Source organism: Pseudomonas sp. TE6288 (assembly GCF_054062095.1).
Genome location: NZ_JBSSEW010000037.1, coordinates 1 through 21,719 on the forward strand (window position 1 = coordinate 1; position 21,719 = coordinate 21,719).

General features: G+C 62.9%; 17 protein-coding genes and 1 pseudogene. 14 read left to right on the forward strand and 4 right to left on the reverse strand.

Going from position 1 to position 21,719, the window contains the following annotated elements:
* Positions 1-135 precede the first annotated feature (135 nt).
* Together ACVWY1_RS25265 and ACVWY1_RS25270 are read right to left on the reverse strand one after the other, a co-directional pair.
* Positions 136-1,734 (reverse strand): BCCT family transporter, encoded by a 1,599-nt coding sequence (locus tag ACVWY1_RS25265; protein ID WP_457378903.1) that lies wholly within the window; start codon positions 1,732-1,734, stop codon positions 136-138.
* A gap of 271 nt (positions 1,735-2,005) precedes the next feature.
* The gene (locus ACVWY1_RS25270) at positions 2,006-3,097 is read right to left on the reverse strand and encodes a tartrate dehydrogenase (RefSeq protein WP_277503601.1); all 1,092 of its coding nucleotides are present in this window, start codon (positions 3,095-3,097) and stop codon (positions 2,006-2,008) included.
* A gap of 95 nt (positions 3,098-3,192) precedes the next feature.
* Between ACVWY1_RS25270 and ACVWY1_RS25275 the strand changes: the two genes are divergently transcribed.
* The 9 genes from ACVWY1_RS25275 (at position 3,193) to hchA (ending at position 14,638) form a co-directional block, all read left to right on the forward strand.
* Complete coding sequence (locus ACVWY1_RS25275; RefSeq protein WP_046855980.1) at positions 3,193-4,104, forward strand: LysR substrate-binding domain-containing protein; 912 nt, start codon at positions 3,193-3,195, stop codon at positions 4,102-4,104.
* 163 nt (positions 4,105-4,267) lie between these two features.
* Positions 4,268-7,099 carry a xanthine dehydrogenase family protein molybdopterin-binding subunit gene (locus tag ACVWY1_RS25280; RefSeq protein WP_457378904.1) on the forward strand — a complete coding sequence of 944 codons (2,832 nt, stop codon included), beginning with the start codon at positions 4,268-4,270 and terminating at the stop codon, positions 7,097-7,099.
* Entirely contained in the window at positions 7,092-7,631 is a 540-nt protein-coding gene (locus tag ACVWY1_RS25285) for a (2Fe-2S)-binding protein (RefSeq protein ID WP_102684029.1), read from the forward strand. Before ACVWY1_RS25280 ends, ACVWY1_RS25285 begins: the two co-directional genes overlap by 8 nt.
* Before the next feature lie 2 nt (positions 7,632-7,633).
* Positions 7,634-8,845 (forward strand): cytochrome c, encoded by a 1,212-nt coding sequence (locus tag ACVWY1_RS25290; RefSeq protein WP_038705916.1) that lies wholly within the window; start codon positions 7,634-7,636, stop codon positions 8,843-8,845.
* 3 nt (positions 8,846-8,848) lie between these two features.
* A complete protein-coding gene (locus ACVWY1_RS25295) occupies positions 8,849-9,820 on the forward strand; it encodes an XdhC family protein (protein ID WP_094011103.1) in 972 nt (323 codons plus the stop codon).
* Entirely contained in the window at positions 9,817-10,380 is a 564-nt protein-coding gene (locus ACVWY1_RS25300; protein ID WP_277503610.1) for a nucleotidyltransferase family protein, read from the forward strand. Before ACVWY1_RS25295 ends, ACVWY1_RS25300 begins: the two co-directional genes overlap by 4 nt.
* Positions 10,381-10,686: 306 nt before the next feature.
* On the forward strand, positions 10,687-12,744 hold the full coding sequence (locus ACVWY1_RS25305) for a retron system putative HNH endonuclease (RefSeq protein WP_457378905.1): 2,058 nt from the start codon (positions 10,687-10,689) through the stop codon (positions 12,742-12,744).
* A complete protein-coding gene (locus tag ACVWY1_RS25310) occupies positions 12,741-13,550 on the forward strand; it encodes an HNH endonuclease family protein (RefSeq protein WP_277503613.1) in 810 nt (269 codons plus the stop codon). Before ACVWY1_RS25305 ends, ACVWY1_RS25310 begins: the two co-directional genes overlap by 4 nt.
* A gap of 242 nt (positions 13,551-13,792) precedes the next feature.
* On the forward strand, positions 13,793-14,638 hold the full coding sequence (gene hchA / locus ACVWY1_RS25315; protein ID WP_277503615.1) for a glyoxalase III HchA: 846 nt from the start codon (positions 13,793-13,795) through the stop codon (positions 14,636-14,638).
* A 27-nt stretch (positions 14,639-14,665) separates the two neighbouring features.
* Here the strand turns inward: hchA and ACVWY1_RS25320 are convergent, their stop codons facing one another.
* Complete coding sequence (locus tag ACVWY1_RS25320) at positions 14,666-15,658, reverse strand: NAD(P)H-quinone oxidoreductase (RefSeq protein ID WP_401105586.1); 993 nt, start codon at positions 15,656-15,658, stop codon at positions 14,666-14,668.
* A 175-nt stretch (positions 15,659-15,833) separates the two neighbouring features.
* Here ACVWY1_RS25320 and ACVWY1_RS25325 point away from each other — a divergent pair, with 175 nt between their 5' ends.
* Positions 15,834-16,718 (forward strand): LysR family transcriptional regulator, encoded by an 885-nt coding sequence (locus ACVWY1_RS25325; protein ID WP_457378906.1) that lies wholly within the window; start codon positions 15,834-15,836, stop codon positions 16,716-16,718.
* 49 nt (positions 16,719-16,767) lie between these two features.
* On the opposite strand, the gene ACVWY1_RS25330 is transcribed toward ACVWY1_RS25325, so the two are convergent.
* On the reverse strand, positions 16,768-16,941 hold the full coding sequence (locus ACVWY1_RS25330) for a DUF2986 domain-containing protein (RefSeq protein WP_102684025.1): 174 nt from the start codon (positions 16,939-16,941) through the stop codon (positions 16,768-16,770).
* Between the two features lie 154 nt (positions 16,942-17,095).
* On the opposite strand from ACVWY1_RS25330, the gene ACVWY1_RS25335 reads away from it, so the two are divergent.
* The 4 genes and pseudogenes from ACVWY1_RS25335 to ACVWY1_RS25350 form a co-directional block, all read left to right on the forward strand.
* Positions 17,096-17,866 carry a ribonuclease T2 family protein gene (locus ACVWY1_RS25335; protein WP_457378907.1) on the forward strand — a complete coding sequence of 257 codons (771 nt, stop codon included), beginning with the start codon at positions 17,096-17,098 and terminating at the stop codon, positions 17,864-17,866.
* 23 nt (positions 17,867-17,889) lie between these two features.
* On the forward strand, positions 17,890-19,578 hold the full coding sequence (locus ACVWY1_RS25340) for a phospholipase D-like domain-containing protein (protein WP_277503625.1): 1,689 nt from the start codon (positions 17,890-17,892) through the stop codon (positions 19,576-19,578).
* Positions 19,579-19,804: 226 nt separating this feature from the next.
* Positions 19,805-20,440, forward strand: a complete 636-nt coding sequence (locus tag ACVWY1_RS25345) for a lytic polysaccharide monooxygenase auxiliary activity family 9 protein (RefSeq protein WP_046855967.1) — start codon at positions 19,805-19,807, stop codon at positions 20,438-20,440.
* Positions 20,441-20,477: 37 nt separating this feature from the next.
* Positions 20,478-21,485 (forward strand): annotated as a pseudogene (locus ACVWY1_RS25350) (chitinase); the annotation flags it as partial.
* Positions 21,486-21,719 lie beyond the last annotated feature (234 nt).

A 21,719-nucleotide genomic window follows, 5' to 3' on the forward strand; every position in this document is an offset into this window, starting at 1 on the left:
GTGATCAAGCGGATGGCTTACGGCTACCGGGACAGCGAATTCTTTTTCATGAAGATCAAGTATGACTTTCCCGGCAATCCGTGAAGAACCAAAAAATTTGCCAAATGGGGGGGCAAGCCGCCCCCACCTTGTATTTCAGTGCACCACGGCAGCGCTACGCGGTGCCTGCGGCTGCGGTTCCTCACCCGCCAGGCGGGTGGCCTCTTCCTCGATGCGGTAGGCCGGCACCTGGCCGTAATCGGCCGCCAGCCACTTGAAGAACCCGTAGATCTTCACCAGCAGGATCAGCATGAACGGGATCGCGGTAAGCACCACGGCGGTCTTCATGGTCGACAGCGAGACCTTGGCGAACAGCATGGCCAGTGGCACCAGGGTCAGCACCACGCACCAGAACAGGCGCAGGGTGGGGCTTGGGTCTTCACCTTCGCGCAGGTTGCGGGTGCTGGTGGCGGCCACGGCGTAGGCGGCGGCGTCCATGTGCGAGGCGCAGAACACCGCCATGATGAACAGGTACGCGGCGAGGAACAGCGTGCCCCAGGGCAGGGCCAGCAACAGGTCGGTCACCGCGGCTTCGCCGCCCAGCGTGCCGAGCAGCTTGGGTACGTCGATCTGACCGTTGATGAACTGGTGCATGCTGTAGCTTTCCAGCGCGCCGAAGAAGAACCAGCAACCGAAGCTGCCGCCCAGCAGCAGGGCGAACACCACTTCCTTGATCAGTCGGCCATGGGATACGCGGGCGACGAACATCGCCACGCCAGGGGCGTAGGACACCCACCACAGCCAGTAGAACACCGTCCAGTTGCGGGTGAAGGCGCCGTCGCCGGCCGGGTCGGTGAACAGGCTCATCTGCACGTAATGCTGCAGCATCAGGCCGATGGAATTGGCGGTGTTGTTCAGGGTGAACTGGGTCGGCCCCACCAGCAGGACGATGGCGGCGAATACCAGGGCGCCGATGCAGACCATCTTCGACAGGCGCTGCAGGCCGCCGTCGATACCGATGTACGAGCTCAGCGAGAACAGTAGCGCCACCGCGCCGATCACCAGCAACTGCACGGTGAAGGTGTTGGGGGTACCGGCCAGGTCGGCAAGGCCGCGGGTCAGGGTCGAGGCGGTGAGCGCCAGCGACACGGTCAGCGCGCCCATCATGGTCAGCAGGAAGATCAGGTCGACGGCGCGGCCGACCGGGCCGGTGGCCTTGAAGCCGGTGACCGCCTCGATGATCGAGGCCAGGTTGAGGCCGCTCTTCTTGCGCACATGGAAGTGATAGGCCATGGCCAGCGAGGCCAGGGCGTAGATCGACCAGGCACTGATGCCCCAGTGGAAGAACGAGTAGCTGACGCTGTATTCCAGAGCCTTGGCCGACATCGGCGCGATGTTCAGGCCTGGGGTCTGGTAGTAGTAGGCCCATTCCATCACGCCCCAGTACAGGGTCGAGGAACCCATGCCGGCGCAGATGAACATGAACACCCAGGTAGCGGTGGAGTACTCGGGCTTGCCGGCACCCAGGCGGATGTTGCCGTATTTGCTGAAGGCCAGGTACAGCACGGCCAGGGAACTGCCGAACACCAGTACCTGGACGCTGGTGCCGAAGGTGCGGGTGGCCACTTCGAACAGCTGGTTGGCCAGGTTTTCGGCCTGGGCAGGGAAGGCGGCAAGGCCGATCACGGTGAGCAGCACGGCAAACAGGCTCACGGCAATCAGGAACACGTCGATCTTTTTGTTATTGGGGGACATCAATTGTCTCCTGGAGCATTTTTTTTGTAGTAGGCGTCAGGCGTTGGGGAAGTCCGTATCGAGGTTCTGTGTTTCCTTTCTGTTAACTAATAGATAACAAGTATCTTATGGTTGACAGATTCTGCATTGAATCGAAGTGGGTGGCAATAGGATCGTCGGACAATCCGGATGATTGGGTGGGCTGTCGCTATCGCGGGGCAAGCCCGCTCCCACGCAAAGACGTGTTTCTACTTGTGGGAGCGGGCTTGCCCCGCGATGACCTGACGTCAAATCAGGCGCCGAGCAGCTCGGCGATGGCCTTGCCCACTTCCTGGGTCGAACGGCTACCACCCATGTCGCGGGTGGTGTCGCCGTTGGCGATCACCGTCTCGATGGCCTTGAGGATGTCGTCGTGGGCCGCCTGGTAGCGGGCATCGTTGTTCTCCTGGCCGAGGAACTCGAGCATCAGCGCGCCGGACCAGATCATCGCGATCGGGTTGGCGATGTTCTTGCCGTAGATGTCCGGCGCCGAGCCATGCACCGGCTCGAACAGCGAGGGGAACTTGCGCTCGGGATTGAGGTTGGCCGACGGCGCGATGCCGATGGTGCCGGCGCACGCCGGGCCGAGGTCGGAGAGGATGTCGCCGAACAGGTTGGAGGCCACCACCACGTCGAAACGCTCAGGCTGCAGCACGAAACGGGCGCAGAGGATGTCGATGTGCTGCTTGTCCCAGCTGATCTCGGGGTAGCGGGCGGCCATGGCGGCGGTGCGCTCGTCCCAGTAGGGCATGCTCACGGCCATGCCGTTGGACTTGGTCGCCGAGGTCACGTGCTTGCGCTCGCGGGTCTGCGCCACGTCGAAGGCGTACTTGAGGATGCGGTCGACGCCGCGACGGGTGAACACCGACTCCTGCAGCACGAACTCGTTGTCGGTGCCTTCGAACATGCGCCCGCCCAGGGAGGAGTATTCGCCCTCGGTGTTCTCGCGGATCACCACGAAGTCGATGTCGCCGGGTTGCTTGTGCGCCAGCGGGCAGGGCACGCCGGGGAACAGGCGCACCGGGCGGATGTTTACGTACTGGTCGAAGTCGCGGCGGAACTTGAGCAGGGAGCCCCACAGCGAGATGTGGTCCGGGACCTTGTCGGGCCAGCCGACTGCACCGAAGTACAGGGCGTCGAAGCCCTTGAGCTGGTCGAACCAGTCGTCGGGCATCATCTTGCCGTGGGCCAGGTAGTAATCGCAGCTGGCCCATTCGAAGAACTCGAACCGCAGGTCCAGGCCGTGCTTGCGGGCGGCGGCCTCGACCACGCGCAGGCCTTCGGGGAGGACTTCGTTGCCGATGCCGTCACCGGGGATGGCGGCGATCTTGAAGGTCTTGGTCATGGGGCGCATCTCGTGTCCAGGGAAGATGCAGGCCATGCTATAAGGCTGTGCTTCGGAGATAATCCGGCAATCCATCAATTCTTGGTGCACGAAACGTGAATAATCTGCCGAACCTGGATGACCTCGACATCTTCCTGCAGGTGGCGCGCCGCGCCAGCTTCGCCGCAGTGGCGGACGAGCGCGGTATGTCGGCGGCGTTCATCAGCAAGCGAATTCGCCTGCTGGAGGAAAGCCTCGGCGTGCGCCTGCTGCACCGCACCACCCGGCGGGTGACGGTGAGCGAGGAGGGCGAGCGCGTGTACCAGTGGGCGCAGCAGATCTTCGAGACCCTGCGGCGCATGGACGACGACCTCAACGCCGGCCAGCGCGAGCCGGCGGGGCAACTGCGCATCGCCAGCAGCCTGGGGCTGGGGCGGCGCTTCGTGGCGCCGGCGCTGTCGGAGCTGGCGGCGCGCTACCCAGGGTTGGACATCCGCCTGGATGTGCATGACCGCCTGGTGGACCTGATCGCCGAAGGGGTGGACCTGGACATCCGCGTGGGCAACGTCATCGCCCCGCACCTGATCGCCAAGCCCCTGGCACGCAACCGTCGGGTGCTGTGCGCCGCCCCTGGCTACCTGGCCGCGCATGGCACGCCGCGGGTGCTGGCCGACCTGGCCAGCCATGACTGCCTGGTGATCAAGGAGCGCGACCACCCGTTCGGCCTGTGGCACCTGGAAGGCCCCCAGGGCGAGGAAAGCGTGCGCGTCACCGGCGGGCTTTCCAGCAACCACGGCGAGGTGGCGCACCAGTGGTGCCTGGACGGGCGAGGGATCCTGCTGCGCTCCTGGTGGGACGTGCATGACAGCATCGCCGATGGGCGCCTGGTGCAGGTGCTGCCCGAGTACCAGCAGGCGGCGGATATCTGGGCGGTGTATACCGCGCCGTTGGCAGGTTCGGCCAAGGTGCGGGTGGCGGTGGAGTTCTTCCGCCAGTACTTCGCCGAGCGCTATCGCTTGCCGGATTGACCCTTCGCGCCGCCCCGCGACAAGTTGTCTGCTTGACTTGCAAGGGCACTCTACGATCGTTAACTTGACTTCGTAGTCAGTTTTTGTGATCGTGCGCGCCCTTTCAGTTTCTCAAGCACCAGAAAAAGCATGGGCAACCCAAGAGCTGCCCAGAGGATCAACCATGTCCAACCGTGATATTTCCCGGCGTTCGTTCCTGCAAGGCGGGCTGATCGCCGGTGTCGGCGTGACCATGGCGCCGCTCGGCAGCCAGGCGTTCGCCGCTCTGATGGAGAGCAAGGTCACCACCTCGCCGCAGAAGTGGATGAACCACGACGGCAAGGTGCGTTTGCGTAACGACGCGCTGTCCAAGGTCTGCGGCAACAAGGTGTTCGCCCGCGACATCCGTGCCAAGGACATGCCAGGCTGGCCACAGCAGCAAGGCCACGCCATGCTGCTCAAGGCGACCAAGGCCGACCGAATCTACGCGGGCTACGACCTGTCACTGCTGGGCGCCGAGCTGCAGCCGGACCGCGTCGTCAGCGCCGATGACCTGAAAAAGGACGGCATCGCCTGGCCCGAAGCCCATTCGCCAGACCCGTTGCTGCCGCCCGGCCAGGTGCCGATGTTCATCGGCCATCCGGTGGCGATCCTGATCTGGAACGACTTCGAGCGCTTTCGCAAGGCCAAGCTCAAGCTGCAGTTCAACGACCAGGCGATCCGCTACGGTGCCCAGGCCCCGCTGTACCAGCGCGATCCTTACGGCAGCTTCCGTTTCGTGCGCGTGGCCGGCAAGACGCCGTTCGACGAAGATGAATACTCCAGCCTGAAGAACACCATGCTGTTCCCCACCATCCTGGCGCGCAAGCCGGTATGGACCGCCGAGCCCAAGCAGCACGGCACCCTCACCGAGCAGGGGATGTTCTACGCCCAGCGTATCGACGAGCAGCTCAAGCAGCCGCCGGAAGACTGGCTGCTGTTCGACGAGCGCTACAAGACCCCGTCGATCGAGCCCGCAGCCCTCGAGCCGGACAACGGCAACGGCTGGTTCGACCCGGCCACCGGCACCCTGCATTTCGTCGTCGCCACCCAGTGTCCGTTCGAAGTGGCGCAGGAATGCGTGCACATGATCAAGCCGTCGCGTTTCGGCCTGAAGCACCTGAACATGCACCCGGGCTACACCGTCGGCTATGGCTCCAAGGACAACAACATCTTCGTGTTCTACGCCGCCGTCGCCGCCCTGTACGGCGCGGGCGTGCCGATCCGCCTGGCCAACGACCGCTACGAGCAGTTCCAGAGCGGCATCAAGCGCCACCCGTTCGACATCCGCTACCAGCTGGCCGTCGACAAGAAGGACATGAGCTTCAAGATCTTCCGCGCCGACATGACTGTCGACGGCGGCGGGCGCATCAACTACAGCCCGTCGGTGGCTTCAGTAGGCGCTACTGCCGCGCAGTCGATCTACTACATGCCGCAGAACGACCTGTCGGTCACCGCCTACCACTCGCGCGGCGTCGAGGCCGGCTCCATGCGCGGCTATGGCACCCTGCAGAGCATGGCCGCCACCGAGATGATGGTCGACGAGATCGCCGATCGCCTGGGCGTGGATGCCATCGAGCTGCGCCGCAAGAACGCCCTCAAGTCGGGCATGAAGAACACCCAGGGCGCGGTGCCCGCCGGCGCCCTGCGCCTGCACGAGATTCTCGACAAGGCCGCCGAACACGACTGGTGGAAGCACCGCCACGCACGCAAGCAAGCCGAAGACGCCAAGGACCACGACAACTGGTACGGCGTGGGCTTCGCCATCACCCAGAAGGACTTCGGTACCGGCGCCGAAGCGCCGATGGCGGCGGTCGAGTTCACTGCCGATGGCCAGATTACTTTGCGCCATATCGGCACCGAGCTGGGCACCGGCATGTCGACCTCCCAGGCCCTGGTGGTCAGCGACTTCCTCGGCCGCGTTGCCGATCACGTGCAGACCGCCCAGACCGAATGGCCTGAGCTGCAGCTGAGCACCAGCGGCAACCCCTACCTGATCAGCCAGGCCGAGCAGGACGCCGCGCTGCGCAACCCGCGCTGGGTCGCCAAGCTGGCTTCGCCGTCGTCGGCGACCAACTCGGCGTTCTACTTCAGCCACGCCACCCGCGAGGCGGCCCGCGTGCTGTTCAACCACGGCCTGTGGCCGGCAGCCATGGCCTTGTGGAGCCAGGGCCCGTTCGGCGGCCAGGCCAACCCGTTGGTGGTGCGTCGCGAGAACGCGGTGTGGGTCAACGGCGCGCTGACCGGCAACGGCCTGGAGCCGATCCCGTTCGCGGAGCTTGCGAAGAAGGCCCACGAGATGGGCCTGATCACCGGCGTCAGCGTGCATGGCTTCAACCGCTGGAGCTGGGCCGAGGCCGACTTCGTCATCGACGGCGTGCGCGAGCGCCTGCCGCTCGATGCGCTGGCGGTGAAGTACGGCGACGGTGCGCTGAATGCGAAGAAGGCGCAGATGAACAGCGCTGGCTTCCATTTGCTCGACCGGCAGAACGTCGAGTACCCGGCCACCCAGCTGAACAACGCCATGGTCACCTACTACAGCCCGGTGGCGACCATCGTCGAGGTGAAGGTGAACAAGGGCAGTGGTGAAGTGAGCGTGCTCAACCACCACAGCTGGGTCGAGTGCGGCCGGGTGCTGGTGCCCGAACTGGTCAAGGGCCAGCTCGAAGGCGGTATCGCCATGGGCATCGGCCATGCGCTGCTGGAGGAGATGCCGCTGTACGAGGGTGGCCCGGGCGAAGGCGACTGGAACTTCAACCGTTACCGCCTGCCGATGGCCCGGCATGTGGCGGTGTGGAAACAGACGTCCGAGATCCTGCCGCCGCTGTCGCCGACCGACCCGTCCAAGGGCATCGCCGAGGTGGTGATGATCCCGGTGGTCGGCGCCATCGGCAACGCCGTGGCCCATGCCATCGGCAAGCGTGTCCGCGACCTGCCCATCACCCCCGCCCGCGTCAAGGAGGCCCTCAATGGCTGACCGCAAGCTGCAACTGACCCTCAACGGTCAACCTGTCGTCACCGAAGTGGTCCCCGATGACCTGGCGATGATCGACTACCTGCACGAATACCAGAACCTCACAGGCTCGCGCCTGGGCTGCGGGCAGGGCATCTGCCACGCCTGCGTGGTGATCGTCGACAACCCCGACGGCACCAGCGAGGAAGTGCGCACCTGCATCACCGGCGCGCACTATTTCGAGGGCAAGCAAGTGCGCACCATCGAAGGTCACGCCAAACGCGACGAAGCGGGCAACCCCACTGAGTTGAACCCGATCCAGCAGAAGTTCGTCGACCGCTTCGCCTTCCAGTGCAGCTACTGCGCCCCGGGCTTCGTCAACGCCGCCACGGTGCTGGTGGAGAAGGCCCAGCGCAAGCCGCTGAAAAAAAGCGAGCTGGAGCAGGCCATCGAAGCCAGCCTCGGCCATCATGTGTGCCGCTGCACCGGCTATGTGCGTTATTACGAGGCGACCCGCGACGTGCTGGGCGACCTCGGCCTGGTCAAGGAGGGTTGAGCATGACGCGAGTTCTGAGCAGCCTCGCCCTGGCCATTGGCGCGCTGGTCGCCTGCAATGTCCAGGCGGCCGATGAGGCATTGATCAAGCGCGGCGAATACCTCGCCCGCGCCGCCGACTGCATGGCCTGCCACACCGCCGAGGGCGGCGCGCCCTACGCTGGCGGTCTGCCGATCCATTCGCCATTCGGCACCATTTACGGCACCAACATCACCCCGGACAAGCAGCACGGCATCGGCAACTACAGCAGCGACGAGTTCTTCGCCGCCCTCACCGAGGGCAAGCGCAAGGACGGCGCCAACCTCTACCCGGCCATGCCCTACACCTCGTACCACCTGATCAAGCGCGAGGATTCCGACGCGATCCACGCCTACCTGATGAGCGTGGCGCCAATCAACCGGCCGGCGCCGGAAACCAGCCTGAGCTTCCCGTTCAACGTGCGCACCGGCCTGATGGGCTGGAACCTGCTGTACGGCAAGAGCGTCCAGCTGGAGGAAGGCAAGGGCAACAGCGAGGCATGGAAGCGCGGCCAGTACATGGTCGAAGTGCTCGGCCATTGCGGCGAGTGCCACACCCCGCGCAATCCCATCGGCGCGCTGCAGCAGGACAAGCGCCTGACTGGCGGCCTGCTGCTGGGCTATCTGGCGCCGAGCCTGCTGGCCCAGGACCTGGCCGACCGCGGCTGGAACCAGGCCGACCTGGCGACCTTCCTCAAGCACGGCATCAGTGCCCAGGGCAGCATGTTCAACGAGATGTACCCGGTGGTGCACCACAGCACCCAGCACCTTGAAGACAGCGACCTGTCGGCCATGGCCACCTACCTGCTCGGCGACCAGCCGCCAGCGGCCAAGGTGGTGCAGGCGGTGGCCCATGAAACCCTGGGCGAGAGCGCCAAGCGCGGCCGCCAGCAGTACCTCAATGTCTGCGCCGGTTGCCACGGCGGTGATGGCGAGGGCAAGCCGCACATCGCCGTGGCCATGCAGGGCAACACCGTGCTGCGCCAGGCCGACTCGCGCAACCTGGTCAAGGCCATCGTCGACGGCATCCGCGAACAGCAGTTCACCGGCTTCGAGCGCATGCAGCCGATGCCGGGCTTTGCCGACAAGCTCGACGACCAGCAGCTGACCGACATGGTCAACTACCTGCGCGAAGCCTGGGGCGGCCTGCCGGGCGACCTGACCACCCAGCAGCTGGCCCAGCTGAAGGCGGATTGACCCGTGCAGCATCTCGACCTGCAGGTGGTGCGCCAGGCGGCGCAATGGTCGCGCGACGGGCTGCGCGTGTGGCTGTGCAGTGTGCTGTGCACCTATGGCTCGGCGCCGCGCGCGCCGGGCTCGTTGCTGGCGGTGAGCGAGGGCGGGCACTGGGTGGGATCGCTGTCGGGCGGCTGTGTCGAGGATGACTTCCTCGAGCGGGTCGCCGCCGGCGAGTTCGCCACGGCGGTTGCCGTGGTGCGCTATGGCGACGGCAGCGACACCCGCGGCAACATTCGCCTGCCGTGCGGCGGCATTCTCGACGTGCTGGTGGAGAACCTGCCCGGCGACTGCGCCACCCAGGCGCATCTTGCCGAGCTGGAAAGCGCCTTGCTCGGGCGTCGGCGGCTGTTGCGCGAGGTCGACCTGCGCAGCGGTGAACGGCGCCTGAGCGATGACCTCGGCCAGGGGCCACGGGTGGAGCGTGGCGAGCATTGCGTGCGCCTGCGCATCGGCGCTGCCCAGCGCCTGTTGCTGGCGGGGTATTCGAGCGTCGCGCATTTCTGCGCCGAATTCGGCAAGGGCCTGGGCTTCGAGGTGGTGCTGTGCGACCCTCGCGACGAGGTGATGGACAACGTGGCGCTGGACGGGATAGAAATCCGTCGTGAACTGCCTTCGCTGTTCATCGCCAACGGCGGCTGCCATCGCGACACTGCGGTGGTGGCGCTCACCCACGACCCCAAGATCGACGACCTGGCCATGCTCGAAGCAGTGCGTACCGAAGCGTTCTACATCGGTGTGATGGGTTCACAGGCCACGTCGGCGAAGCGTCGTGAGCGCCTGCGCCGTATCGGCGAGCTGGGTGATGCCGACATGGCGCGCATTCATGCGCCGATCGGCCTGAACCTGGGCAGCAAGACGCCGGCGGAAATCGCCCTGGCGGTGCTCGCCGATATCCTGCGGACCCGCAGCGGCATCGCCCGCGAGGCTTTGTGAAGGTCGTCGCCCTGGTGCTCGCGGCCGGGCAGGGCGCGCGCTTCGGCGCGGACAAGCGCCGGGCCTTGATGGCCGATGGGCGCAGCTTGTTGCAGCACAGTGTGGAGCGCGCCCTGGCGACGTTCGACGAGGTGCGGGTGGTATTGCGCGCAGGGGAGGACACCGACGCGTTGGGTTTACCCGCCGCCTGTCGTATCGTCCCTAGCCCTGATGCGGGCATGGGCATGGGACACAGCCTGGCGGCCGGTGCTGCTTCGTTGCGTGACTGCGATGCCCAGGCGGTGGCCATCGTGCTGGGAGACATGCCCTGGATCTTGCCGCACACTTACCGTCGGCTGGTCGAGGCGGCGGACCCGGCAGCCATCGTAGTGCCGCGCTACCAGGGCCAGAACGGCCATCCGGTGCTGTTCGGCCGCGATTGCTGGCCTGCGCTGGCCGAGCTTTCCGGTGATGAAGGGGCGCGCTCGGTGCTGCAACGGCACCGTGATCGCGTGCTGGTGTTGGACGTGGACGACAGCGGGGTGTCGCGCGACGTCGATACACCCGCCGCGCTGGGTTAGTGGTATCGCTGGCTATTTAGGGGTTGGCCCTTTTATCGGAGGCCATGATGGCACATTGGCCTTGGCACGTTGTATCCTTCGAACGTTATGACGCCTGGGTGCTGCTGTCAGCATGATGTAGCGACCGCTTACAGTGACTTTTCGCCAATTCAGTAGGGTGGCGAGGTTGAAGCGATAGTGGTTCAATAGTTAATCTGCTGATATTGATTCGAGTTGAATTACCTCTTTAGGTGGCTAATTTTCGGGCGTCAATAGGCGTGACTTTATAAGCACAAAATAAAGCATGATTTTTGATTGGAGCCCAAGATGACCCCGGTAAAGCGAGCGAGATGCCCTAAATTTCTTGAGGTGTTTCTTGAGAGGCTGCGCCTGGAGGAATTTGATGTTTCAGGAAAGCTGCAGGCATCTATCGCTTGGTCTTCAACAAAAGAAATTAAGCGTGAGCTTCAGGCTCACCTCAGTGGGATGTTTGTAGATGTTTGTTGCTATTGCGAGACGCTGATTGCACAGGACGGTGTGATTGAGAGGTTTCGTCCTGAATCCCAGTATCCACAATTCTACTTTGATTGGGAGAATCTGTATTGGGCCTGTCCGGTTTGTAGCCGTTACAAGGCGGACCGCTTCCCTCTGGAAAGTGGCGGGTTTAGTTCGAGTGCCGAATACAGTGACGCGATAAGTAGTGAGCGGCCACTGCTGCTCGATCCGTGCCTCGATAATGCAGATGATCACCTTCAGTTTTTATCGGATGGATCAGTTAGGCCATTGAGTGAGCGCGGCCGAGTGACAATTGATACGCTTGACTTGAATCGGCGGCAATTGATTCTTTCTCGGCTGGAACAGATATCTATAATTCCGCGCTCTACTCAGTCTGAACGCGCCAGTCATCAGGTTAATGGTTCTCATCGGGCTGTTTGGCGTCAGCTGACAAAAGCAATGTCTTTTCCTGAATATTCATATGTGTATCCTGAATTGCCTAGTCCGAACCCTTACTTCGACGCATTTTATGAGCACATTTTTGAACGGGCGCTGGATCAGGGCCGTGATGCAGGAATAAACACTGAAGCAGGCGAAGGGTTTGATGAATATAGGGCCCAGTCACAGTATGTAACACGAATAGAGATAAAGTGCTTCGGCCCGATTGATGATCTGGTTCTAGATCTGGATCAGTCCCAGTCCGCGGGCGCCCCATGTTTCGCATTGCTAGGGGAGAATGGGGTAGGTAAGAGTACGGTGCTCAGGGCGCTAGCACTTGCTCTGGCGGGAAAGTCTTATGTCAAGTCGTTGGGGTTTACCAGTAATAAAGTGCTCTCGCCTAATGCCTATGAAGGGTTTGTCAACGTATACCTTGTTGGTAATCGAAGAGTAGTCATGAGTTTCAGGCGTAATGCCCCGATACGGTTCAGTGCCGATAGCTCACAGTCATTGGTATTGGCATATGGGGCCACGCGGTTGCTCCCGAGGGGGCGTCATAAGCCAAAATCGGGTCGTGAACATGCCAAGATAGATAACCTGTTTGATCCCTTTCTACCATTGAATCATCCTGAAGAGTGGCTGGAGGTGCAGGATGAGGGCAGGCTGGGGGAGATCAATACCGTTTTGTCCAATTTGATGCCGAAGGAGAGCGAGGTCCGCGTGTTGCTCGATGATGACGGTACAGTCACGCTGAGCGTAGATGGACTTACAGGGACGCAGATTCAGAACCTCAGTGATGGCTATCAATCAATGCTCGGCATTTCGGTGGACATCATGAAGGTGCTCTATAGGACGGGCTCCTCGATTGACTCCGCTGAAGGCATTTTGATCATCGATGAGCTGGGGAATCACTTCCATCCTGCATGGCGTCTGCAGTGTTTGTCAGCCTTAAGGCTGGCATTCCCAAGAGCACAATTCATATACAGCACGCACGACCCTCTCTGCTTGCGAGGCTTGTGCGAAGGCGAAGTGGCTGTTCTTCGTAAAGACATGAATGGTCAGGTCTATGTGTTGGAAGACCTTCCGAATGTTGCTCGGCTCAGCGTTGAGCAACTGCTCTCTTCTGAGCACTTCGGCTTGCGCAGTACGGTTGATCCGCAGTTGGAAGCTGACATAAAGACCTATGAAAAACTGCTTGAACAACCCCATCGTACGGCAGAGGACGAGCAAGAGTTCGTCAGGTTGATCGACCTGCTTACCGATATTCGGTATCTCGGTGGCAGTCGCCGCGAGCGTATAGCTTTACAGTTAGTTGATGCCGCTGGGAAATTTGATCAGACAGCATCGCCCCAAGTTAGCGCCCAGCAGCTTTCGCAGAAGACGGTAGCAAGGTTAAAGTTACTGATAGAAGGGATCGCTCCTGCATCGGGAAATAAAGAGTCTGGCGCATGATCAAGTTGAGTAGGCCGCTTGGCAGCCTTCCCAAGGGGCTGTCTGCAGCAGGGCGAAGGGAGCTTAAATTAAACCGTCTAACAAATGTGCGGAAATTCAAGGCATATTCGAATGAGGTTGTGAAGGAGCGGCTGGCAGAATTATTTGGGCGCAAGTGTATGTTTTGCGAGTCGTTGCTGGCGGGTACTCAGCCCGGAGACGTTGAGCACTATCGGCCGAAGGGTAAGGTCGTTTTATATCCACCTACTGCAGGGGGCGCATCTGTTGAGGGCTACTTCTGGTTGGCGGCAAGGTGGCCCAACCTCCTGCTGTCTTGTGCGGATTGTAATCGCCCCCGAACTCAATTCGACCATGATGCCCGTAAACGAGTCATTGGAAAGGCAAATTTCTTTCCTTTGGCAGATGAAAGTCAGCGTGCCAAGGGGCATTGGCAACTTGGTCAAGAGCAGCCGTTGATTTTGAATCCCTGTGTTGATGATCCTACAGAGCACCTGGTTTTCAGGGAGGACGGAGGGGTCGAGCCAGCCATCATCAACGGCGAGCCTAGCCTGAAGGGGCGTACGACTATCCATTTACTTGGATTGGGGCGATGGGAGCTCCTGCAGATGCGCGCCAGGCATCGAAGAGTGGTAATGGCTGCAATCCGTCACACCGTGGCAGCTTTGGATGCGGGTGAGGATCCAGGGGCGGACCTGCAAGACTTGGTTGATTTGCTATCTCCTAAAGAAGCTTACGTTGCCATGACACGCATGCTGGTAAAAAAATACCTAGGTGATTACCTATCTCAGCTTGCGGTCACCTTGTGAGGCAAGCGACGAGTGTGGGAGCTTCAGGCAGCGCGGCAGGCCGAAGCACGTTGAGACGCTCAAAAAAATTGGGAGCGGAGCTATCCATCTTGTGATGTCAGAACCGACAGGCTTTTAGGCTATGTTCAAATGTCTAGGAATGTCGGCGGCTGACCTCTGCTAAAGGAGTGCCATCATCGCGGCTGATTCGTTGGCCTCCTAGCAGGGACCCAATTACCCACCCCAGGCACAGGAGCACAGCAATGACTACCTCACCTGACGACAAACGCCCACAACCCGACCCGGCCGAAGACAACGCCTTCTTCCCCTCGCCGTACTCCCTCAGCCAGTTCACTTCAAGCAAGTCCGACCTCAGCGGCGCCTACTACCCGGCCCCCTATAAAGGCGGGCGCTGGAAAATTCTGCTGATCGGCGCCGATGAGCGCTATCTGCTCACTGACAACGGCACGTTGTTCTCCACCGGCAACCACCCGGTGGAAACCCTGCTGCCTATGTATCACCTGGACAAGGCCGGCTTCGCCTTCGACGTGGCGACCCTGTCGGGCAACCCGGTCAAGTTCGAGTACTGGGCCATGCCCGGTGAAGACAACGAGGTCCTGGGCCTGTTCGAGCGCTACCGCAAGGCGTTCAAGCAGCCACGCAAGTTGGCCGAGGTACTCGAAGGCTCGTTGTCCGACTACATCGGCGTGTTCATCCCCGGTGGCCACGGCGCGCTGATCGGCCTGCCGAACAGCAAGGAAGTCGGGCAGGTGCTGCAATGGGCCGCCGATAACGACAGGTTCGTCATCAGCCTGTGCCACGGGCCGGCGGCCTTGCTGGCCGCCGGGCACCTCTACAACGGCTACAAGATGTGCGCCTTCCCCGACGACCTGGATGCCAAGACCCCGGACATCGGCTACATGCCCGGCCACCTGACCTGGAGGTTCGGCGAGCGCCTCAAGGCCTGTGGCGTCGAAATCATCAACGACGGTATCTCCGGTGCCGTTCACCAGGACCACAAGCTGCTCAGCGGCGACAGCCCGCTGGCGGGCAATGCGCTGGGCAAGCTGGCCGCCGCAGCGCTGCTCAAGGAAGTCAACTGCGGTTGACGGCCCCAAGTTGGCGCACTGGGCGGCTCAACCCCCGTGCGCCACTGTCAGCACCACCTTGCCGATATGCCGGCCCGACTCCATCAGTTCATGGGCCTGGCTGGCCGCTGCCAGCGGGAAGGTGGCATGGATCAGCGGCTTGACCGCGCCGCTGCGTACATGGGGCCAGGCCTTGGCCTGCAACTCGCCGAGGATCGCCGCCTTGTCGTCGGCGCTGCGCGCGCGCAGGGTCGAGCCGATATGGGTCAGGCGCTTGGTCAGCAGCGGGAACAGGTCGACCTCGGTGGCCGGGCCCTTGACCACGCCGATCTGCACGATGCGCCCGTCCATGGCGGCAGCCCTGAAGTTCCGCGCCACATAGTCGCCGGCGATGATGTCGACGATCACATCCACGCCCTTGCCGTCGGTGTGCGCCATGACTTGCTCGACGAAGTCCTCGCGGGTGTAGTCGATGGCCACGTCGGCGCCCAGTTCCAGGCTGGCGGCCTGTTGCCCGGCGCCATTGACCGTGGTGAAGATCTTCGCCGCGCCGAAGGCCCGGGCCAGCTGCGTCGCGGTAGTGCCGATGCCCGACGCGCCACCATGGATCAGCACGCTTTCACCGGCCTTGAAGCCGCCGCGCTGGAACAGGTTGACCCACACGGTCATGAAGGTTTCCGGCAGCGCCGCGCCCTCGACCATCGACAGGTTTTCCGGCAGGTGCGCGGTGGTGCGTTCGTCGGCCACGGCGTACTCGGCATAACCACCGCCCTGGACCAGGGCGATCACGGCATCGCCGAGGGCAAAGTGACGGACCTGCTCGCCGATGGCCACCACCTTGCCGGCGATCTCCAGGCCCGGGATGGCCGGCGCGCCGGCGGGTGGATCGTACAGGCCCTTGCGCTGCAGCAGGTCGGGGCCGTTGACGCCGGCGGCATGCACCTGCACCAGCACCTCGCGCGGGCCTGGCTGGGGCGTGGCATGGCTGGCGACCTGCAGGACCTCGGGGCCGCCTGGCCGGGTGATGTCGATGGCGCTCATTAGGCTGGGGATGATGTGACGCATGAAGACCTCTGTCATTCTGAAGAAAGGCCGTGTCGGCCCGTTGCGTCACAGGGTATGCAAGCCGGGTTGCCTGGTCGCGCGGCGATTTTGCGACGCACCTTTGCAGATTTTCTTCAGCCGGCAGTGACTGCGCTGAATCAGGAGTGGACCAATGAACTGGGATGATGCGCGCATGCTGCTGGCCTTGAGCCGCGAACAGACCCTGCGCCGCGCCGCCCGGGTGCTGCGGGTCGACCAGGCCACGGTGGGCCGGCGAGTGGCGGCGCTGGAGGCGGACCTGGGCTCGACCTTGTTCCTGCGCACGCCGGCCGGCTACCAGTTGACCGCCATCGGTGAAGTGGCCGTGGAAATGGCGCAGAAGATGGAACAGGCGGCCCTGGAACTTGCCCGCCGAACCCGAGGCGCGGATAACGAGGAGGCCGGCGAGGTGCGCATCGCCACTACCGACTCCCTGGCCCTGGAGTTCGTCATCCCGGCACTGCGGCAGGTGCACGAGACCCATCCCGAGGTGCGCGTGGTGCTCAGCGGCAGCTCGGAGATCGTCAACCTGTCGCAACGCGAAACCGACATCGCCATCCGCAACCAGCGCCCAGACAGCCCCGACCTGGTGCTGCGCAAGCTGGCCAGCTGGCAGATGGGCCTGTTCGCCTCGGCGGATTACCTGGCGCGGCGGGGCGTGCCGGAGGAGGGCAGCTTTGCCGGCCACGATCTGGTGGTGTATGAGCCGTATTGGCGCGACCGCGCCGAACCGACCCTGGTGGACGTGCCCCTGGGCGAAGGGCGGGTGGTGATGGCGGCCAACGCCAGCATGATGCTGCGCCGCGGCATCGCCGAAGGCCTGGGCCTGGGGGAGATCCCGGTGGAGCTGGGGCAGCGTGACGGCTTGCGGCGGGTCTGGCCGCAACGCATGCGCAGCCAGCCCTATGAGGTGTGGATGGTCACCCACCAGGACCTGCGCCACACGGCGCGGGTGCGCGCGGTGATCGACCAGTTGGTGCGGGCGTTTGCCGGGCCAAGCACCATAAGGCCCCTGTAAGCGGGTTTGCCTCGCGACGCCGCAGTTTCTGTGAGCGGCCTGCCGTCAATCAGGATTGCGCGGGCACGCCACCCTCTGCCACGGCCTGCTGGCCGGCCTCGGCCGCCAGTTTCAACCGGTCGGCCTTGGAGATGTAGGGGTTCCTGTTTTTCGGCGCCAACTTGGCGCTGGCCTTCTTGGCGTGGGCTTTCAACAGCTGGTTGATCTTTTTACGACGGTTCATGTTCTTCCACTTCGTTGACGCTGGGTGCTGCCGCAGGGGCGAACGATACAGCAAACCGCCCCTGACGAATCGTCATATTCGCGCTACACCATCACCTGACGGGTTTAACCGAGCGACAGGCACGGAGCCTGTCGCACCCGACAAGGAGGTCATCATGCAATGGACGCCACAATCTGCAACCTGCCTGAAAGCGCTGCTCTTTGGCTGCCTGGCAGCCGCCGCCTCGCCCACCTTCGCCGAGCAAGTCTGCGTGTTGCCCGACAATGTCGAGCCTGCGCCGGTCCGCCCCGTGGATTACGTCAACAAGGACCTGCCCACCGATTACCTGGCCCTGGTGCTGTCCTGGTCGCCGGAGCATTGTGAAGCCCAGCGCAACAAGCCCAAGGCGCAACGCGAAAAGCATGCCTTCCAGTGCTTCTCGGGCAATCGTTTCGAATGGGTGGTGCACGGCCTGTGGCCGCAGAATGGTTATGCCAAGTCCAACCAGGACCATCCGCGCAACTGCCAGACTGTCGGCTCGCTGCCGGCACCCTTGGTCAGGCAGCACCTGTGCATGATGCCCGGGCCGGACCTGATGCAGAACGAATGGCAGGCCCACGGTACCTGCGGCTGGTCATCGCCGGAGCGCTACTTTGCCGATATCCAGCGGGTCTACGACTCGCTGCAGCGGCCCTCCCTGCAGGAAATGCTCGGCAGCGAAGCAGGTCCCAACCAATTGGTGGACGCCAAGGTGAGCGACATCAAGCAGGCGTTCCTGGCCCATAACCCGGCGCTGCCTGCGCAGAGCCTGCGGGTATCGGTGGGTTCGGGCAACCGCCTGAAAGAGCTCTGGGTCTGCCTGGACAAACAGCTCGGCCCAATGCCGTGCCCGGCCGGCGGGACCCCCGACAACCAGCAGATCAAGGTCCGCACACCCTACCAGTAACCTTCCTGCAAGGAGCGCCTCCCATGCGAGCATCCGCCACGGGCGACTACCTGCGCGTACGCGCCATCACCGGTACCCATGTCGTGGTGCTGGCCTGGGACTTCGTCACGCCACCGAACCTTGCGACGCTGGTCGCCGAGCAGAACCTGCTGGGCTTTGCCGTGCAGCGCAAGCAGTTCGACGCGGCCGGCCAGGTGCGTACCCGCTATTACCTGCGTGGCTTGAAACGCTTCGCAGACAAGGACAAGGGGCTGCCCCCGGGCACGCGGGTGCCGACCAGCGAGCACCCCATCCAGAGTTTCCTGTGGGCGGACTACACCGCCACTGCCGAAGGCGACTACGAGTACGCGGTGCAACCGGTGTTCGGCGAGCCGAAGAACCTGCGTGTGGATGAGGCCCTGGGTGTTGCCGTGCGTGTACGCTGCGAAAGCACGACGGCGCCAGGCACGGGTGTGCGCCACGACGTGCACTTCAACCGTGGCGTGATCGGCTCCCAGGCCTATGCCCGGGAGTTCGACAACGTTGCCCCCGACCCCGACGCGCCGCAATCCAAGCCGATGAGGTGGCTTTCGCGAGGCTTGTACGAAGCCCTGCTTGCCTTCATCGAACGCGGTGCCAGGCCGGGCATGGGGTTGCGCGCGGCGTTCTATGAATTTCACTACCTGCCGGTCGCCCAGGCGCTAAGCGATGCCGCGCAAGCAGGCGACGTGCAGGTGGTCTATGACGCGGCCAGCAAGTACAAGGCCGAGAACCAGGCCACCATCGCCCAGGCCGGCCTGGCCGCTCACGCTCATCCGCGCACGGTCAGCGAAGGTATCCGCCACAACAAGTTCATCGTGCTGCTCGAGCACGGCCAGCCGGTCAGTGTCTGGACCGGCTCGACCAATATCTCGGCCGGTGGGATCTTCGGCCATTCGAACGTAGGGCACGTCGTCCACGACCCCGAAATCGCCCGGCAATACCTCGATTACTGGACACGCCTGCAACGCAACCTGACGCCAGGCAAGTTGCGCACGCCCAATGCCCAGGCCAGCCCGCTGCCGGCATTGCCGTTGCAGCCGGGCACCTATCCCGTGTTCAGCCCGCGCGAAGATAACGAGGAGCCCCAGGCGCGCAAGACCTTGCAGTGGTACGCCAACCTGGCCAGCGCGGCCAGTCAATTGGTGTGCTTCACCGCTGCCTTCGAGATCGCCGCCGAATTCCAGGCGGTGTTCCAGGCACAGAACGATGTGCTGCGCTACGTGATCAAGGACGATCCGCTGAAGGCGACGGAGAACATCGGTACCGACGGTGACGTGATCTTCGCTGCCGGTAGCTACCTGAGCGAGGACAACACGCTGAGCAACGCGCTGAAGGAACGCGACAACCCGCTCAACAGCAACGATTACATCCACACCAAGTACATGCTGGTCGATCCCTTGGGCGAGAAGCCCACGGTGGTAACGGGCTCGGCGAACTTCAGCAGCGCCTCCCAGGTGAAGAACGACGAGAACATGCTGGTGATCCACGGCGACACCCGGGTGGCGGACATCTACTTCGGCGAATTCATGCGCCTGTTCGACCATCACTACGCCCGCTACCTGGCGGCCAGGTACCAGGACCGGCCCGGCAGCCAGGGCAATTATCTGAAGGAGACGGCCGGGCAATGGCTGCCCGCGCACCTGGACCCGTCGAACTACCGCTCGAAACGCCGGCAGTACTTCATTGGCTGACAGGCTCGGGCACTGGCAGACGTCGCGCTAGCGTGTAGGTGTTTTGCTTCAGGGTGAGTAGGATAATTCAAGCGATACTGTATATTTGTCCAGCATTCATTGGTGATTACAATGCCTGAGCACACCAGGAGCAAAAATGGCTGCGTGGACAATAAATCCAGCTCCGTTAGTTTGAAGGCCTCTCCTTCGGAAAGGGAGAGTTCTCAAACCACATGGAGTTACAACGATGAACCAACCAGAAAACCAGAACCCGCTTCGCCACGGTCGTGTCACCACCCCAGCCTCGCGTGGCGCCGTCGCCATCGACCTCGGCGTGCTGAGCGGCTGGCAGGTCGATGAAATGGAAGGCGGCAAGAACTTCCCGGCCCTGGCCGCCGGTCCGTTCCCCGCGCCGTTCCAGTCGGACAACCCGAGCGTCGCACCGCCCGCCGATGGCTACATCCTCAGCGGTGGCAAGACCGACGCCCGTGACTGCGTCAACTTCACCGACGAGGAGATGGGCAAGAAGCTCAACCGCGCCTTCACCTGGCCGCTGATCAATGTCGACGCCGGGCAAGTGTTCAAGGTGACCTGGCGCTACACCGCGCCGCATACCACCCGCGGCTATCGCTGGCTGATCACCAAGGACGGCTGGGACCCGAAACAACGCATCACCCGTGCGCAATTGGAAGACAAGCCGTTCGCCGAGGACTTCTACCCGCAGGTGCCGTACTACAGCCACGCCGGCGAGCTGAAGGCCAAGGTCGATCACGAAGTGAAGCTGCCGGCCAACAAGAAGGGTCGTCACGTGATCGTGCTGATGTGGATCGTGGCCAACACCGGCAACGCCTTCTACCAGGCATTCGACGTCGACTTCCAGTAAGTCCGCGGGATCTACACACGTTCTGAAGGATTGGAACATGGCAATGATTGACTTTACCCAACTCAAGGCAGCGCAGGATGACGCTGCATCGCGGATGCCCAGCCTGGCGGGCAAGAAGATCCTCATGGGCTACTGGCACAACTGGCCGGCCGGCCCGGCGGATGGTTACCAGCGCGGGCAGTTCGCCAACATGAGCCTGGAGGAGGTGCCACGCGACTACAACGTGGTGGCGGTGGCCTTCATGAAAGGTAGCGGCATACCGACCTTCAAGCCGTACAACCTGTCCGATGCCGAGTTCCGGCGCCAGGTGGGCGTGCTCAACAGCCAGGGCAGGGCGGTGCTGATGTCCCTGGGCGGCGCCGATGCGCATATCGCCCTGAACCCGGGCCATGAACAACCGCTGGCCAATGAAATCATTCGCCTGGTGGAAACCTACGGTTTCGACGGGCTGGACATCGACCTTGAACAGAGCGCGATCGATTTCGCCGCCAACAAGACGGTCCTGCCTGCCGCGCTGAAACTGGTGAAGGATCACTACGCCGCCGAGGGCAAGCATTTCATCATCAGCATGGCACCGGAGTTCCCCTACCTGACCAGCGCGGGGCGCTACGTCGACTACCTCAAGGCACTGGAGGGGTACTACGATTTCATCGCCCCGCAGTTCTACAACCAGGGGGGCGACGGGCTCTGGGTGCAGGAGGCCAACAATGGCAACGGCGCCTGGATCGCGCAGAACAACGATGCCATGAAGGAGGACTTCCTGTTCTACCTGACCGAGAGCCTGGTCAGTGGCACCCGCGGCTTCACCCGGATCCCGGCCGACAAGTTCGTCATCGGCCTGCCGGCCAACGTCGATGCCGCCGCCACCGGCTATGTGATCAACCCGACGGCGGTGACCAACGCGTTCAAGCGCCTTTACGCCAAGGGCGTGTCGATCAAGGGCCTGATGACCTGGTCGGTCAACTGGGACAGCGGGGTCAACAAGAACCACGTGCCCTACAACCAGGAGTTCAGCCGGCGCTACGGGCCGCTGATCAACAGTGGCAACAAGGCCACAGCGTCCACCGACGCCTGATCGAGCCAGCATCCGGCAGACGTGCCTGATGCCCGACAGTCGAGGCCTGTCGGCTTGATCACCACATGAAGATCCGATGCCGCAAGGCATCGGATTTTTTGTGCCTGGTCGCTAGTGTGGTGTTTCACAAATAACGACCATAACTCGCGGCGCTTTTTGCGCTCATGCAGCGTTGTCGCTCCTCGCCGTAGCTGGGCTACGACT